Raw genomic sequence first — 16636 nt, 5'->3', positions numbered from 1 at the left:
GACTTATCGATATGTCAAAATCATATAGATATCATGTCTATTAACCGTGGATACAATAATGAGTGGTAAAAAAGTCGCAAAGAATGCTTTCATGCTATATATACGCATGAGCATAATGCTACTAGTTAATTTATATATGTCGAGAGTTGTACTAAATACGTTAGGGGTTACCGATTTTGGCATATATAATGTGACTGGTGGTGTTGTATTGATGTTTTCGTTTATCAGCAATACAATGGCTAGTGCATCCCAAAGATTTTTTTCATATGAAATAGGTAAAGGTAATGTTGAAAAACTAAGAGGGCTATTCTCTGCAACATTTATTATATATCTTGCTTTTGCAATCATTATCTTTATTCTTGCGGAATCTGTTGGTTATTGGTTCGTTAGTAATCATTTAAATATACCTAAAGAAAGATATGACGCTGCTATATTTGTATATCATGCGTCCATCTTTACATTTATATTTACAATCATTAGGGTGCCATTTACATCTTTTATTATTGCAAAAGAAAGAATGAGTTTTTTTGCCTGGAGCAGTATCATTGAGGCATTGCTTAAACTTGGTTTAGCTTTCACCATTGTATATATTTCATTTGATAAGTTGAAGTTGTATTCATTATTAATGCTTTTGGTCGCTGTCGTAATAACTTTCGCATACTATGTGTTTTGTAAGTTAGCATTTATAGAAACGAAGTTAATGTTAGTAAAAGAAAGAAAAATATATTCAGAATTAACGAGTTATGCTGGTTGGAATTCTTTTACATCAATAGCAAATATAATGGTTGACCAAGGGATAAACATTACATTAAATATTTTTTTTGGACCAGTAGTAAACGCTGCGAGAAGTATTTCTTATCAAATAAAGGCTCAAGTTACAACATTTGTTGGAAATGTTCAGATGGCTGCAAACCCTCATATTATTAAGTTATATGCTGAGGGTAAGCATGATGAAATGGAACGTATCGTACTATTAAGTTCTCGCGTCACGTACTATTTTATGTTTGTGGTTGCGCTCCCGTTTCTGCTAGAAACAGACACAATATTGAAATGGTGGCTAATAAACATTCCTCCCCATACAGTATTATTTTGTCAGCTAGTAATTATTAATATTTTGATTGAAACTATTTCAGGTACAGTAACTTCAGCCATTCAAGCCACAGGTAATATAAGAAAATATCAAACTATCGTTGGTTGCATCCTGCTGACGTCTGTACCTCTTGCCTATATGCTGTTAAGTTTGGGGTTATCGCCTGAAGTAACAGTAATTCTTACTTGTGCGCTTTCATTAATTTGTGTTGTAGTCAGGTTATTGATTTACAGAGAGTTATTAAAAACAAAAATAATTATATACTTCAAAAAAGTAATTTTTAGTTGTTTGAGTGTATCTGTAATAGCTTCAGTTATTCCAATATTAGTCAAGAATTATTGGTTAGTAGGTCAAGATATAGTTTCCATTGTAATTATTTTCATGCTCTGTTTCATTTGTACGATAACCACAATTTGTTCTATTGGTATAACAAACGAAGAAAGAATTTATTTATTTAACAAAATGTCAAAAATACTTAAAAAGAAAGGTTAAAATAATGAAAGAAGTTAAAGTACATTGGTGTAATATTGAAAACTTTGGGGATGCACTTAATCCTTATTTGATATCAAAATTATCAGGGCTACCTGTTAAATATAGAAATTACAAAACACCATCATATTATAAAGAGTTAAGGTCATTGGCAAAATGTCTTTTAACATTCAGAAAGTACGATTTTAATCGAATGTTACCGTATAACAGTCGCGAGAATGTTGTATTAGGAATCGGTTCTTTGCTTGATCGCTCACGAAATAACTTTTCCGTTTGGGGAAGTGGCTATATGAACAATTTTGAGAGGGCCGAAGGTGGCACATTACATGCTGTGAGAGGGCGGTTCTCAGCAGAAAAGCTCCATAAAGAAGGATTTCCATATTGTTCTATTTGGGGGGATCCTGGCTTACTTTTACCACGAGTATATTACCCTAAAAAGAAAATAGAGTATAAGGTTGGTATCATTCCTCACCTTAAAGACTATGATTATTTTAAAAACAAGTATGGAAGTAATAAACATATAAAAGTTATAGATTTAAAAACGAAGGATATAGAGTTTGTTGTTGATGAGATAATTTCTTGTGAATACATTCTTTCTACTTCACTGCACGGAGTCATTGTAGCGCAAGCATATGATATACCTACATTGTGGATTAAGCATAATGATATAAATACTGATGGTATAAAATTCTATGATTATTTTGATTCTGTAGGAATTAAGCCATACGATGGTTTTGAAAACTATGAAGAATTAGTAAAAGATTATGAATCGGCATTTTTAGAACATGCCAAAATCAGTAGGATAACCACTGATCTTAAAAAAATGCAGGATAACTTATTGTCGATTGCTCCTTTCCCAGTGCTCGATAAATTTAAATAATACTTATAGGTTGAAGCCATGGTGATTTTTAGAATTATTCGAAAAATAATAGTCTATGCTACTGGGCGAAAAGAAGGTACAAAATTATATGAAGGTTATGTGCAACTAAAGGGGCAGGAGGCAAATGATTATATTTCAAACATAATCAAAAGCCAAAAACCAATTATGGTAGCTAAATTTGGCACCATAGAATTGAATGCACTTGTATCTCATCTATGTAATAAGCAAAAGTCCTATAATTTAAAAGATTATATTGATTATTTTCGAGGTGAAAAACCAACACTTTGGTGGAAGATTAAACTTGATTCATTATGCAGTAACGCCGGTTTCTTTCCTAATGATTGTTCGTTATTAGCACAATTTTATCAAGTTTATCATCAGGGAATTAAAAATATCGATGTGCTTGGTAGTTATATTTATAATGAAAAGTACTTTTCCCAAGACCTAGTAAACTCAGTTAAAGTAAATTTAAATGGATATTACGCGCCGTTTTTATATAAGCAACCTTGGACTAAAAATTTAGAGGGACGTAAAGTTTTAGTTATACATCCATTCATTGATGAAATAAAAAGCCAATATGAGAATCGCGAGAATATATGGTCAGATCCTGATGTATTACCTAACTTTGAACTACTAACATACAAACCAATAGTTTCTATGCTCGATAACAAAACTGAGTTCAAAACATGGTTTGAGGCGTTAGAAAAGATGCAAAATGATATTAAGAAAATGGATTTCGATGTGGCAATAATTGGCTGTGGAGCCTACGGTTTACCTTTAGCTTCTTTTATAAAGGATTTAGGGAAACAATCAATTCATCTGGCTGGGTGGACTCAGGTTCTATTCGGTATTAAAGGAAAACGTTGGGATGATTTGCCACAAATTAGTAGGTTTTATAATGAGCATTGGGTTAGACCCGGCCAAAAAACTAAGATTGAGGGGTTTTCAAAAGTTGAAGATGGGTGCTATTGGTGATATAGAAATTATAAACCATAACAACAAGATTATTTAAAGAGATTTGTAATGAAAATAAATAAAAATAATATCGGGCTTTATATGTTATATATATACCCCGTAATTTTTTATCAATTCTATCATTATGTTAGCATTAATGTAACTATTGCAAAATTGTTATTTTTTGCAATGATTTCGGGATTGATCATTTATTTACTGCCAAGTCTTTTTAAAATAAAGAGAAAATCCAAGTATGAAATTCCATTTCGTCTTTTACTTTTAATTATCGTTTTTTCCATGTTCAGCTCCTTACTATTTTGGGGGCAAGATATAATATTATCTTTTAGGGCGACAGCACCATATTTAGGGTTGATATATTTTTTCCTTTTAATGAAAGTAAAACCCGAAAAAGAACAATTAGAGAGGATTGCATTCCTTTTTTGTTGTGTTTATATAATCTTATGGTGCTATGGTATGATAAAAGCCCCACAAGTGATTTTTAGTTCTGACCCTGATGCTGGCATTGACGATAGCCGAGGTATTTTTAGATTATCATTAGAAGGGAAGGGTTTTCTAGTTCTTGGTTTTTTTATTGCTGTAACTAAATATGCTTATGAGCGAAATGTTAAATGGATTATATGCTTTGTGTTTTTATTCGCGATAATTATATTGCAAGTTGCTCGCCAAATGATTCTGTTTAGTTTTTTGATTTCTACAGTATATCTCTTGAGAAAAACGAAATGGCTTTGGATTATAGTTGCTTTAACTACTCTCGTTATCATAGTGAATGGCATTAATATTAATGTGAACGATGATAGTTTAGTAAGTAGACTAATCTACATTAGTACTAAACAGTTACAAGATCATAACACGGGTAATGAAAATGTTAGACTATTAGAGTATCAATATTTTTTAACCTCTTATTCCAAAAATATATTCACTGATATTTTTGGGAACGGGGTTCCACATGTAGAGTCACTATATGGGCATAAGGAAGTGAACATTAAAGAGCAATTTGCCTATTTTTTAAGTGACGTTGGATATGCAGAAGTCTTTATTCGATTTGGCTTTATTGGGTTATTTCTATATATACTCATGTTTCTGCGAGCTGCTAAACAATCTGTTTCTTCTGATATTGTTTACGCAAAGATGTTTATAATTTATATAGCATGTGTATCTGTAACATCGTCATGGATATTTAAAGACATAATACCAATATGTATTTCTTTTTATCTATTAGAAATGGATAATCTCAGCAGGGTTAACAAACTAAAATACCAATACTCTTAGGTTTTTTAATTAATAATGGGATATAGAATGAATGACATTAAATTTTCGATCGGCATACCAGCTTACAAGGCTAAGTATTTATATGATTGCGTACTAAGTATAATTAATCAGACATATGTAAATTTTGAGTTAATAATTGTAAATGATGCATCTCCAGAAGATCTGGATAGTATAATACATAAGTTTAATGACGATCGCATAATTTATACTAGAAATGAAAAAAATTATGGTGCTGAAGAAGTTATAGGTAATTGGAATAAGTGTTTATCATTTGCAACAGGTGACTATTTTTTACTGATGGGTGATGATGATACCTTGGATAAGAATTATCTCCAAGAGTTTTATAATACAATCTTGAAGTATCCAGAGTTTAATGTATTCCACTGCAGATCAAAAATAATTGACGAAAATTCAGTTACTATATCGTTAACTCAAAGTTGGCCTCAATATGAATCTTTGCTAGATAACATGTGGCATAGATTAAATGGATTTCGTCAGCAATTTATTTCTGATTTTATCTATAAACGTAAGTTCCTGATTGAAAATAATGGTTTTTTTTATAATAAGTTAGCTTGGGCATCTGATGATATAACTGCATATCAAGCAATGCGGAATAATGGTATCATTCATATTAATAAGCCCTTATTAAATTACAGAAGAAGTCCGATAACTATTTCATCTTCTGGTTCTGTTGAGTTAAAACTACAAGCTATTGTATATGAGTATAATTGGTATAATAAATTTTTATCAGAATGCTCCAATCTTAATGAACAAGACGAGCAAATCAAACATATAATTATAAAAGACTTAGGTAAGTTGAAACGTAAAAAAAACATTCATACACTAGCGTATAGTGGTTTCTTCAATGGAAAAAACTATTTTTATAATTTTTTTTATTGGTTGTCAAAGCTCAAGAAATATAACATTTCATTGAAAGACTATGTCTTTATCAACTTACTTGCTTTAAAAAAAGCGAAAGCCAAGTCTAGGTAATATAATGAACATATATTTTTATCCACCACCTCGGAATGATGAAGCAAAAGTAGTAAACAATCCCTATTGCCAAGAGTTTATTGATTCCTTAAACACTGATTTTAACATCAATAAGAAATCAAAGTGTTCCGTGGACATTTTAGACTTCTTTTTCTCTTCTTTTAAGAGCGATGTTGTGATTTTAAATTGGATAGAGAATGTTGCGACTAAAAGGTTTGCGATAATTCAATTTATTATTGCTGTTTTTATTTTTATTGTTCTAAGAGTACGGGATGTAAAAATCATATGGGTAATGCATAATATATTTCCGCACAAAGGGAAGAATAAGCTTGTTAAACTAATGTTGCATTTGTTGTATAATCAAAGTGATATAATTATCACTCATTCTAGGCAGGCTGAGGATTTTTTAAAAGGTAATAAAAAGACAAAAGGCGAAATTATATTCGTACATCATCCAATTAATAATTCATTAATAAATATAAAATCACCACCCTACAAAATCAATAAAGAAAATAAAAAATATGATGCAATTATTTGGGGGACTATTGAACCTTATAAAGGAATACTGGAGTTTCTAAAATTCTATAGTTCTACAAAAACAATAAATATTGATAAAATGCTAATAATTGGTAGGTGTAAAAATGAAAGTTATTTTCAGGAGCTTTTGAATTATTGCCCAAATAACATTGAAATTCACAATAGGAAAGTCGATTTTTCAGAATTAGCTTTGTTAATTGAAGACAGTAAGTGCGTATTATTTCCTTACAAGTCAGGTTCCATCTCAAGTTCTGGTGCATTAATGGATACCATTGCTTTAGGTGGTCTTGCTATTGGACCTGATGTTGGGGCATTCAAGGATCTGGAAAAAGAAGGAGTATGCAAGACTTTTTCTAATTACTCTGAAATTGGCGGCTTGATTGAAAATATAGAAGATATATACTCTGATAATTTGTCTAACTTTATCAAAAATAATACATGGAAAAATTTTGGTGAGTATATTTCTATGCGTATTAAAAATATATGCACCAATAAAAAGGAACTATCATGAAAAAAACAATATTTGTTGACCATACATCTCGTATTGGGGGGGCTCAACTTTCATTATTCGATATAGCTGTTCACTTGAAAGAAAACTCATCCGTTTTACTCTTCGGAGATGGTGCATTTCACAAAATGCTTCAAGATAAAAACGTTGATGTAAAACTATATGATTTAGAAAAAATATTATATCCGTTAAGAAGAGATGTTAGTATATTCAAAGTTTGCAAGTCTGCTTTTTTACTGGCTTCCAAATTATTTACTATTAGAAAACTATTGAAGCAGTATGACATAGTGTATACAAACTCTTTTAAATCGTATGTAATATCTTCTTTGAGTCTTATTGGTATAAGAAAGAAGGTTATACTTCACTTGCGAGACGCACTGACAAAAGATAATTTTTCTCCCATTGTTATAAAAACTGTCATTAATTTTACCAAAGTATTCCATACAAATGTCATTGCAAATTCTTCTTATACTAAAGAGTGCTTTGTATCTTCTGGGGGTAATAGTAAACAATGTACAGTTATATTAAATGCGGTTAACAGCGACGATTTTTTAGATATTGATAATATTAACTTCTATGATGAGTCTTTAAATATATTATCTTTAGGTCGCATATCTCCTTGGAAAGGGCAACATATTGTAATCGAAGCAATTAAAGATCTTGAATTCGTAAAACTAAGAATTGTAGGTTCTGCCAACTTCGGAGAAGATGAATATTTTAATCATTTAAAAAAACTTGTATCAGATTATAATTTGCAACATAGAGTAGAGTTTTGTCCTTTCTCATTAGATATTAAAGAGCATCTTTCATGGTGTAATATATTTATACATTCTTCGACTTCTCCAGAACCTTTTGGACGAGTTGTAGTTGAGGGTATGCTTGCCGGTCGTATTGTTATAGCGACTGATTCTGGAGGTGTTCCTGAAATAATCAATGATGAATCTTATGGTATATTAGTTCCGCCAGGGGACATAAAAAGTCTTAATAAAGCTATAAATGACATTAACGCTAATAGAGATAAGTATAAAATTGTTGCTAATAATGGGCGAGAGAAGGCTACTAAAGACTTTTCATTACCTGTTTTGTTTACTAATATTTCTGGCTATATCAATAATATTAAATAACTTAGCTGCTATGCAGATGAGGCTTATATGTCAAAATGGTTTGTATGTATATGCTGTGTTTGTTATTTCTCCGTCAGTTATGCACAAGATTTCAACCTAGGAATTGCGGCTCATTTATTATCAAATAATCCGACTTCGTTAAACCCAAGCACTGCCAATACCAAAATAAAAGCGGCTGGTATTAAGTATGTAAGAATGGATGCTTTATGGCGCGATGTTGAAATCAATAAAGGCCAATTATCAATCCCGCAAAAATGGGATGAAGTAATAAATGAGCAAAAAGCATTAGGTTTAGAGCCTATTTTGATACTGGCTTATGGCAATAAGAATTATCAAAATGGAGACAAGCCTACAGATAAAGATAGCATTGATGCATATGTAAGATATGCATCATATGTGGTGAATCATTTTAAGGGACGTGTTAAATATTATCAAATATGGAATGAATGGAATGGTACAGCCGGAGCAACTTCAGTAGGTAGTGTTCGCGATTACAAGATATTAGTTAAGGCTGCTTATCCGGTCATAAAAAAAATAAATCCGGCGTCAGTCATCATTACCGGTGAATTTTCTAATGGTGCATTTAATAAAGAGTTGGGTCTTACTTCTGAGGATTTCTTGAGAGTCTTCTTGTCACAAGATATGGCCAACTATACTGATGTAATTGGTATTCATCCTTATGTTATATATAGGACTCCACCATATAACGGCTACTGGGCCTATCTATCACAAATAAAATATGCGTCTAGCCTTATTAAACAAAGTAGGGGATTTTCTAATAAACCTCTTTTTATTACAGAAATAGGCTGGAGTACAGCAAACTCTAATAAAGGTGTAAGTGAAAGCTCGCAAAACCAATTTATTAGTAATGCTATTTGTGATGCAAAGAAAATTGGCATTTCTGCTGTTATTATTTATCAGATACGAGATGGGCTACCAAATAATTCGCATCCTACAGAACCGGGGTTTGGTATTTATAAATATAATTGGGATGATAAACCAATTGTAAGTTCTCTTAAAAGTAAAGGTTGCTGGTAAGCTTAGGTTTATTACTGTCTTTCTATGATATAGAACCTTTAAACAAAAATTTATGGTGTGTTAGGATTCCTTATGTCACAAAAACCGAATGTTGGAATTGTTGCTGATTGGCTGGTCACTTATGCAGGGGCTGAACGTGTAATAAAAGAATTCCTGGATATTTTTCCAGATTCAGAGCTATACTCTATAGTTGATTTTTTGCAGCCTGAAGCTCGGAATGAATTACATGGAAAAAATGCTGTAACGTCATTTATTCAAAATTTACCAAAATCCAAAAAGAACTACCAAAAGTATTTGCCATTAATGCCTTTAGCGATTGAGCAATTGGATGTTTCTTCGCATGATATTATTCTATCTAGTAGTCATGCTGTTGCTAAAGGTATTTTAACCGGTCCTGACCAATTACACATAAGTTACGTCCATTCACCAATACGTTATGCATGGGATTTACAACACCAATATCTACGGGAAGCAGGCTTTAATAAAGGAATTAAAGCCTCTATTGTAAAATACTTATTACATAAAATCAGACTTTGGGATTATCGAACGGCTAATGGAGTTGATCATTTCATTGCAAACTCTCAATTTATATCAAGGCGTATCAAAAAAGTATACAATCGTGAGTCTACGGTCATCTATCCTCCTGTAGACGTAGAACGATTTACACTCAATGATAAAAAGGAAGATTATTACTTTACTGCATCAAGAATGGTGCCATATAAGCGTATTGACTTGATTGTTGAAGCATTTTCTAAAATGCCTGAAAAAAAACTGGTAGTTATAGGTGATGGCAGTGAAATAGGTAAGGTAAAGTCAAAAGCTTCAAAAAATGTTGAAATCTTGGGATATCAACCCAATCATATAATGTTAGAGCATATGCAAAACGCAAAAGCTTTCGTCTTTGCAGCTGAAGAAGATTTTGGTATAACCCCTGTTGAGGCTCAAGCTTGCGGGACCCCTGTTATTGCATTTGGCAAAGGAGGTTCGCTGGAAACAATCCGGCCTTTAGGAGTAGATAATCCAACAGGTTTATTTTTCAGTGAACAAACTATTGAATCGATTATTAGTCAAGTAAATGCTTTCGAAAAGAATTCTGAAATTTTCGAACCTGAAAATTGTCGGTTAAATTCTCTTAGATTTTCATCATCGCGATTTAAAAACGAAATGGACAATTTCATTAAGGACAAGTGGTTAAAATTTCAGGAATCTAAAAAAATCACTTATTAAACGTTTTGGGGTTAAAAATATTTATGTTTAAACAATACCCTGCCATGGTTATGGTGAGATTTCTATGAAAACTTTCACGCATCGTGCTCGTGCTAATGCTAATGCATCTTTAATATCAATGGTTCAAAGATTTTCAGACATATCTATTGTTTTTCTTGGGTTATATTTAGTTTGTGTTTTCAGTGGGGTTGACTTCGGATATAAAGATCTTGTAATTGCTTTGTCGGTAATAGTGATTTTCCAAATGATAGGTGGGATTACTGATTTCTATCGTTCCTGGCGTGGTGTTAAAATTTCTACTGAATTAATTCTTATTCTTAAAAATTGGTCCCTTAGTTTTTTATTAACACTGGGTATAGTATCACTTACGCCATCTTTCGATATTCCATTTCATGTGTTAATTATTTGGTTTTTTTTTGTTACGATCGGGTTTGTTTTTTGCCGTTCTGGAATTCGGTTATGTGCTGGTTTTCTAAGGAAATTAGGCTATAACAACCGTATTGTTGCTGTTGTTGGGGCAACCCCTGTAGGTATCAACTTACTTAAAGGGTTTATGGAGGAGCCATGGTTAGGTTTTGTAGTTAAGGGAATATATGATGATAATGCGCAAATAGATTTAGATGGTGTTCCTTATGGTGGAAGTTTGGATGCACTAATTCATGAAGCAAAAGATGGTAAAATTGATAGAGTTTATATCGCTTTAAACATGAAGGATGAAGCTGTAATTAAAAATGTTATTTCTCAGCTAACTAATACTACTTGTTCTGTTTTATTAATACCTGATATATTCACATTCAATATTCTGCAGTCACGTACCGAAGAAATTAACGGAGTTCCTGTCGTTCCTCTTTTCGATACACCATTGAATGGCATTAATATGGTTTTTAAGCGACTTGAGGATATAATCGTCGCATCGATTATTCTGTTTATTATTTCGCCAATTCTGATTGTTATTGCATGTGCCGTTAAGTTTACCTCACCTGGGCCAGTTATATTTAGGCAAATACGATACGGTATGGATGGTAAACCTATCAAAGTTTGGAAATTTAGAAGTATGTCGGTTATGGAAAATGACAGCAGTGTTAAACAAGCAACTAAGAATGATACCAGGGTAACGAAAGTAGGTAGATTTTTAAGAAGTACTTCCTTGGACGAGTTACCTCAATTTTTTAATGTTCTTTTTGGCCAAATGTCTGTTGTTGGACCAAGACCTCATGCAGTTGCACATAATGAACAATATAGATCTTTGATACAAGGATATATGCTGAGGCATAAAGTTAAACCTGGTATTACTGGTCTTGCACAAATTAATGGATGGAGAGGGGAAACGGATACTCTTGAAAAAATGGAGAAAAGAATTGAGTACGATCTGTTATATATCCGTGGGTGGAGTATTTGGTTGGATTTAAAAATAATTTTTCTAACTGTTTTTAAAGGGTTTATTAATAAGTCTGCATATTGAATTTTACAAATTATGATACTTAATTTTTTTTGTTGAGGTTAAATTTAACATATCCTTTTTTTAAAGATTTGTTGGCATATCTGATACTCAGGTAGTAATGTGTTCAGACTGGCATGCTTTATTTTTATTCATACCGCGCTTATTGATTGTTTTTTATAGTGTTTTTAACCTTGAATAAGCCCTGTTCAGTTCAGATTTTTCAATATCCTTTCTCTATTATATTTGTCATCTTTGCGCTAACATAGTGACCACTTAAACTGCGAATTTGTCGCAGTGACCACACCTGACAGGAGTATGTAATGTCCAAGCAACAGATCGGGGTTGTCGGTATGGCCGTGATGGGGCGCAACCTAGCGCTCAACATCGAAAGCCGTGGTTATACCGTCTCCGTTTTCAACCGCTCCCGTGAAAAGACCGAAGAAGTGATTGCCGAAAATCCAGGCAAGAAGCTGGTCCCTTACTATACAGTACAAGAGTTCGTTGAATCCCTCGAAACACCACGCCGTATCCTGTTGATGGTGAAGGCCGGGGCTGGCACCGACAGCGCCATCGATTCCCTGAAGCCTTACCTCGACAAAGGCGACATCATCATTGATGGCGGCAACACCTTCTTCCAGGACACAATCCGTCGTAACCGCGAGCTGTCTGCCGAAGGTTTTAACTTTATCGGTACCGGTGTTTCCGGTGGTGAAGAGGGTGCTCTGAAAGGGCCTTCCATCATGCCTGGTGGGCAGAAAGAAGCCTATGAGCTGGTTGCTCCGATTCTGAAGCAGATTGCTGCAGTTGCTGAAGACGGTGAGCCATGTGTGACCTATATCGGTGCTGACGGTGCTGGCCATTATGTGAAGATGGTTCATAACGGCATCGAGTATGGCGACATGCAGCTGATTGCTGAAGCTTATGCGCTGTTGAAAGGCGGTCTGGCACTTTCCAACGAAGAGCTGGCGCAAACCTTCACCGAATGGAACGAAGGCGAGCTAAGCAGTTACCTGATCGATATTACCAAAGATATCTTCACCAAGAAGGATGAAGAGGGTAAATACCTCGTTGATGTTATTCTTGATGAAGCAGCAAACAAAGGTACCGGCAAGTGGACCAGCCAGAGCTCACTGGATCTCGGCGAACCTCTGTCTCTGATCACCGAGTCCGTGTTTGCTCGCTATATTTCTTCGCTTAAAGACCAGCGTGTAGCCGCGTCGAAAGTGCTGAGTGGTCCGCAGGCTCAACCGGCCGGTGATAAAGCGGAATTTATCGAAAAAGTGCGTCGCGCGTTGTACCTCGGTAAAATCGTTTCCTATGCTCAGGGCTTCTCCCAGCTGCGTGCTGCTTCTGATGAATACAACTGGGATCTTAACTACGGCGAGATCGCTAAGATTTTCCGCGCTGGCTGCATCATTCGTGCGCAGTTCCTGCAGAAGATCACCGATGCTTATGTGCAAAACGCTGGCATTGCTAACCTCCTGCTGGCGCCGTACTTCAAACAGATCGCTGATGACTATCAGCAGGCGCTGCGTGATGTGGTGGCTTATGCCGTGCAGAATGGTATTCCGGTACCGACGTTCTCTGCCGCAATTGCCTACTACGACAGCTACCGTTCCGCAGTTCTGCCAGCTAACCTGATTCAGGCTCAGCGTGATTACTTTGGTGCGCACACTTATAAGCGTACTGATAAAGAAGGTGTATTCCACACAGAGTGGTTGGAATAAATTTCTTCACACAGTCAGGCCATTTGGCCTGACTGTTTTTAATTTTATATTTAATGTTGCAACCTGACCTTAAGCATTTCCTTTCTAAAAATATTTCTAATATCTAATTTTTAACCTTTTTAAGAATTTGCCATATTTATTATCTTGTACGCCTATATTAATCTGCTTCTGGCCTCAGTAAATTACTGGGTGTTAAATAACAGGGTTTTAATTAAAGGAAATTAATATGTTACTTCCTGTGATAATGGCTGGCGGTACCGGCAGTCGTCTCTGGCCGATGTCTCGCGAGCTTTACCCGAAACAGTTCCTCCGGCTGTACGGGCAGAACTCCATGCTGCAGGAAACCATCACCCGACTCTCGGGCCTTGAAATCCATGAACCGATGGTCATCTGTAACGAAGAGCACCGCTTCCTGGTGGCCGAACAGCTGCGTCAGCTCAACAAGCTGTCCAACAACATTATTCTTGAGCCGGTCGGGCGCAACACCGCCCCGGCCATCGCCCTGGCGGCCCTCCAGGCCACCCGCCACGGCGACGACCCGCTGATGCTGGTGCTCGCTGCCGATCATATCATCAATAACCAGCCGGTCTTCCACGACGCCATCCGCGTCGCCGAGCAGTATGCCGATGAAGGCCATCTGGTCACCTTCGGTATCGTGCCGAACGCCCCGGAAACCGGCTACGGCTACATCCAGCGCGGCGTGGCGCTCACCGACAGCGCCCACACCCCATACCAGGTGGCCCGCTTCGTGGAGAAGCCGGACCGCGAGCGCGCCGAGGCCTACCTCGCCTCCGGGGAGTACTACTGGAACAGCGGCATGTTTATGTTCCGCGCCAAAAAATACCTCTCCGAGCTGGCCAAATTCCGCCCGGATATCCTCGAAGCCTGCCAGGCCGCGGTCAATGCCGCCGACAACGGCAGCGACTTCATCAGTATTCCGCATGACATTTTCTGCGAGTGCCCGGACGAGTCCGTCGACTACGCGGTGATGGAGAAAACCGCCGACGCGGTGGTGGTCGGTCTCGATGCCGACTGGAGCGACGTCGGCTCCTGGTCCGCCCTGTGGGAGGTCAGCCCGAAAGACGAGCAGGGCAACGTCCTCAGCGGTGACGCGTGGGTGCACAACAGCGAAAACTGCTACATCAACAGCGACGAGAAGCTGGTGGCGGCCATCGGCGTGGAGAACCTGGTGATTGTCAGCACCAAGGACGCCGTGCTGGTGATGAACCGCGAGCGTTCCCAGGACGTGAAGAAGGCGGTCGAGTTCCTCAAGCAGAACCAGCGCAGCGAGTACAAGCGCCACCGCGAGATTTACCGTCCCTGGGGCCGCTGCGACGTGGTGGTCCAGACCCCGCGCTTCAACGTCAACCGCATCACGGTGAAACCGGGCGGCGCCTTCTCGATGCAGATGCACCACCACCGCGCCGAGCACTGGGTCATCCTCGCCGGCACCGGCCAGGTGACGGTCAACGGCAAGCAGTTCCTGCTGACCGAGAACCAGTCCACCTTTATTCCGATTGGCGCCGAGCACAGCCTGGAAAACCCGGGCCGTATTCCGCTGGAAGTGCTGGAGATCCAGTCGGGGTCGTACCTCGGCGAGGACGACATTATTCGTATTAAAGACCAGTATGGTCGTTGCTAATTTTTTTCGGGACAAAACGCAGAATGACACAGTTAACATGCTTTAAGGCTTATGACATCCGTGGTGAACTGGGCGAGGAGCTGAACGAGGACATCGCCTACCGTATCGGCCGCGCCTACGGCGAATTTCTGAAACCCGGGAAGATAGTGGTGGGAGGCGATGTGCGCCTCACCAGCGAGTCGCTGAAGCTGGCGCTGGCCCGCGGGCTGATGGACGCCGGCACCGACGTGCTGGATATCGGCCTGAGCGGCACCGAAGAGATTTACTTCGCCACCTTCCACCTCGGGGTGGACGGCGGCATCGAGGTGACGGCGAGCCATAACCCGATGAACTACAACGGCATGAAGCTGGTGCGCGAGAACGCGAAGCCCATCAGCGGCGACACCGGCCTGCGGGATATCCAGCGCCTGGCGGAGGAAAACCAGTTCCCACCGGTGGACCCGGCGCGTCGCGGAACCCTGCGTCAGATATCGGTGCTGAAGGAGTACGTCGACCACCTGATGGGCTACGTGGACCTGGCGAACTTTACCCGTCCGCTGAAGCTGGTGGTGAACTCCGGCAACGGGGCGGCGGGACACGTGATTGATGAGGTGGAGAAACGCTTCGCGGCGGCCGGGGCGCCGGTGACCTTTATCAAGGTGCATCACCAGCCGGACGGCCATTTCCCGAACGGTATCCCGAACCCGTTGCTGCCGGAGTGCCGCCAGGACACCGCCGACGCGGTGCGTGCGCATCAGGCGGACATGGGTATCGCCTTTGACGGCGACTTCGACCGCTGCTTCCTGTTCGATGACGAGGCGTCGTTTATCGAGGGGTACTACATTGTCGGCCTGCTGGCGGAAGCGTTCCTGCAGAAGCAGCCGGGGGCGAAAATCATTCACGACCCGCGTCTGACGTGGAACACGGTGGACATCGTGACCCGCAGCGGCGGCCAGCCGGTGATGTCGAAGACGGGGCATGCGTTCATCAAGGAGCGGATGCGCCAGGAAGACGCCATCTACGGCGGGGAGATGAGCGCGCACCATTACTTCCGCGACTTCGCCTACTGCGACAGCGGGATGATCCCGTGGCTGCTGGTGGCGGAGCTGCTGTGCCTGAAGAACAGTTCGCTGAAATCGCTGGTGGCGGACCGCCAGGCGGCGTTCCCGGCGTCGGGGGAGATCAACCGCAAGCTGGGGAATGCGGCGGAGGCGATAGCGCGCATCCGGGCGCAGTATGAGCCGGCGGCCGCACACATCGACACAACGGACGGTATCAGTATTGAATACCCTGAGTGGCGCTTTAACCTGCGCACGTCCAACACGGAGCCGGTGGTGCGTCTGAACGTAGAGTCCAGAGCGGATATCAGCCTAATGGAGAATAAAACAATAGAAATACTTAATCTCCTTTCATAAATTTATTAAGCCTTTAATGAAAATACTTTTTGTTATTGAAAGACATTACATGTTTTTCTATATCAACAGTTTCATTAATTGCTCTCTTATATTAAAAGGGCATTTAAAAATGACGTGCCCTTTTATTAAAGAAACTATTTCGGACCAGATTATCATGAAGATTCTTGTAACAGGTGGCGCAGGCTTTATCGGCTCTGCCGTAGTTCGTCATATCATCGAAAATACCCTGGACGAAGTCCGTGTGATGGACTGCCTGACCTATGCCGGCAACCTCGAATCCCTGGCGCCGGTAGCCGGGAGCG

14 protein-coding genes are annotated in these 16636 nt (G+C 38.9%); all 14 read left to right on the top strand.

Annotated elements, in window-relative coordinates:
• The first annotated feature begins 58 nt into the window (after positions 1 to 58).
• Positions 59 to 1582 carry a lipopolysaccharide biosynthesis protein gene (locus tag CWM54_RS16865; protein WP_100697890.1) on the top strand — a complete coding sequence of 508 codons (1524 nt, stop codon included), beginning with the start codon at positions 59 to 61 and terminating at the stop codon, positions 1580 to 1582.
• 4 nt (positions 1583 to 1586) lie between these two features.
• Positions 1587 to 2459 (top strand): polysaccharide pyruvyl transferase family protein, encoded by an 873-nt coding sequence (locus CWM54_RS16860; RefSeq protein ID WP_133123763.1) that lies wholly within the window; start codon positions 1587 to 1589, stop codon positions 2457 to 2459.
• Between the two features lie 18 nt (positions 2460 to 2477).
• Positions 2478 to 3434 (top strand): hypothetical protein, encoded by a 957-nt coding sequence (locus tag CWM54_RS16855; RefSeq protein ID WP_074388092.1) that lies wholly within the window; start codon positions 2478 to 2480, stop codon positions 3432 to 3434.
• Positions 3435 to 3482: 48 nt separating this feature from the next.
• Complete coding sequence (locus tag CWM54_RS16850; RefSeq protein ID WP_074388093.1) at positions 3483 to 4703, top strand: hypothetical protein; 1221 nt, start codon at positions 3483 to 3485, stop codon at positions 4701 to 4703.
• Positions 4704 to 4730: 27 nt separating this feature from the next.
• Positions 4731 to 5696, top strand: coding sequence for a glycosyltransferase family 2 protein (locus CWM54_RS16845; RefSeq protein ID WP_165785941.1), 966 nt, complete (start codon positions 4731 to 4733; stop codon positions 5694 to 5696).
• A gap of 4 nt (positions 5697 to 5700) precedes the next feature.
• The gene (locus tag CWM54_RS16840) at positions 5701 to 6744 is read left to right on the top strand and encodes a hypothetical protein (protein WP_133123764.1); all 1044 of its coding nucleotides are present in this window, start codon (positions 5701 to 5703) and stop codon (positions 6742 to 6744) included.
• Positions 6741 to 7865, top strand: coding sequence for a glycosyltransferase family 4 protein (locus tag CWM54_RS16835; protein ID WP_074388095.1), 1125 nt, complete (start codon positions 6741 to 6743; stop codon positions 7863 to 7865). Before CWM54_RS16840 ends, CWM54_RS16835 begins: the two co-directional genes overlap by 4 nt.
• Before the next feature lie 27 nt (positions 7866 to 7892).
• Positions 7893 to 8903, top strand: a complete 1011-nt coding sequence (locus tag CWM54_RS28100) for a cellulase family glycosylhydrolase (RefSeq protein ID WP_133123765.1) — start codon at positions 7893 to 7895, stop codon at positions 8901 to 8903.
• Positions 8904 to 8975: 72 nt separating this feature from the next.
• Positions 8976 to 10130, top strand: coding sequence for a glycosyltransferase family 4 protein (locus CWM54_RS16830; RefSeq protein ID WP_100697884.1), 1155 nt, complete (start codon positions 8976 to 8978; stop codon positions 10128 to 10130).
• A 64-nt stretch (positions 10131 to 10194) separates the two neighbouring features.
• Complete coding sequence (gene wcaJ, locus CWM54_RS16825) at positions 10195 to 11592, top strand: undecaprenyl-phosphate glucose phosphotransferase (protein WP_074388097.1); 1398 nt, start codon at positions 10195 to 10197, stop codon at positions 11590 to 11592.
• 299 nt (positions 11593 to 11891) lie between these two features.
• Positions 11892 to 13298 carry an NADP-dependent phosphogluconate dehydrogenase gene (gene gndA / locus CWM54_RS16820; protein WP_100697882.1) on the top strand — a complete coding sequence of 469 codons (1407 nt, stop codon included), beginning with the start codon at positions 11892 to 11894 and terminating at the stop codon, positions 13296 to 13298.
• 226 nt (positions 13299 to 13524) lie between these two features.
• Positions 13525 to 14940 carry a mannose-1-phosphate guanylyltransferase/mannose-6-phosphate isomerase gene (locus CWM54_RS16815; protein WP_012967599.1) on the top strand — a complete coding sequence of 472 codons (1416 nt, stop codon included), beginning with the start codon at positions 13525 to 13527 and terminating at the stop codon, positions 14938 to 14940.
• Between the two features lie 23 nt (positions 14941 to 14963).
• Positions 14964 to 16334 carry an O9 family phosphomannomutase RfbK gene (rfbK, locus tag CWM54_RS16810; RefSeq protein ID WP_100697880.1) on the top strand — a complete coding sequence of 457 codons (1371 nt, stop codon included), beginning with the start codon at positions 14964 to 14966 and terminating at the stop codon, positions 16332 to 16334.
• A gap of 154 nt (positions 16335 to 16488) precedes the next feature.
• A partial coding sequence (locus tag CWM54_RS16805; RefSeq protein WP_133124474.1) for an NAD-dependent epimerase/dehydratase family protein occupies positions 16489 to 16636 on the top strand: 148 nt, incomplete at its 3' end.

The organism is Klebsiella sp. D-Nf1, from assembly GCF_002810515.1.
Lineage (GTDB): Bacteria > Pseudomonadota > Gammaproteobacteria > Enterobacterales > Enterobacteriaceae > Klebsiella > Klebsiella variicola.
This window is presented reverse-complemented; position numbering and strand designations above follow the sequence as displayed.

Excerpts from the sequence above, each read along its gene's own strand:
- CWM54_RS16850 (WP_074388093.1), top strand. The coding sequence starts at position 3,483 with ATGAAAATAAATAAAAATAATATCGGGCTTTATATGTTATATATATAC.
- CWM54_RS28100 (WP_133123765.1), top strand. The coding sequence starts at position 7,893 with ATGTCAAAATGGTTTGTATGTATATGCTGTGTTTGTTATTTCTCCGTC.
- CWM54_RS16845 (WP_165785941.1), top strand. The coding sequence starts at position 4,731 with ATGAATGACATTAAATTTTCGATCGGCATACCAGCTTACAAGGCTAAG.
- rfbK (WP_100697880.1), top strand. The coding sequence starts at position 14,964 with ATGACACAGTTAACATGCTTTAAGGCTTATGACATCCGTGGTGAACTG.
- CWM54_RS16815 (WP_012967599.1), top strand. The coding sequence starts at position 13,525 with ATGTTACTTCCTGTGATAATGGCTGGCGGTACCGGCAGTCGTCTCTGG.
- CWM54_RS16830 (WP_100697884.1), top strand. The coding sequence starts at position 8,976 with ATGTCACAAAAACCGAATGTTGGAATTGTTGCTGATTGGCTGGTCACT.
- gndA (WP_100697882.1), top strand. The coding sequence starts at position 11,892 with ATGTCCAAGCAACAGATCGGGGTTGTCGGTATGGCCGTGATGGGGCGC.
- CWM54_RS16860 (WP_133123763.1), top strand. The coding sequence starts at position 1,587 with ATGAAAGAAGTTAAAGTACATTGGTGTAATATTGAAAACTTTGGGGAT.
- CWM54_RS16865 (WP_100697890.1), top strand. The coding sequence starts at position 59 with ATGAGTGGTAAAAAAGTCGCAAAGAATGCTTTCATGCTATATATACGC.
- wcaJ (WP_074388097.1), top strand. The coding sequence starts at position 10,195 with ATGAAAACTTTCACGCATCGTGCTCGTGCTAATGCTAATGCATCTTTA.
- CWM54_RS16835 (WP_074388095.1), top strand. The coding sequence starts at position 6,741 with ATGAAAAAAACAATATTTGTTGACCATACATCTCGTATTGGGGGGGCT.
- CWM54_RS16855 (WP_074388092.1), top strand. The coding sequence starts at position 2,478 with ATGGTGATTTTTAGAATTATTCGAAAAATAATAGTCTATGCTACTGGG.
- CWM54_RS16840 (WP_133123764.1), top strand. The coding sequence starts at position 5,701 with ATGAACATATATTTTTATCCACCACCTCGGAATGATGAAGCAAAAGTA.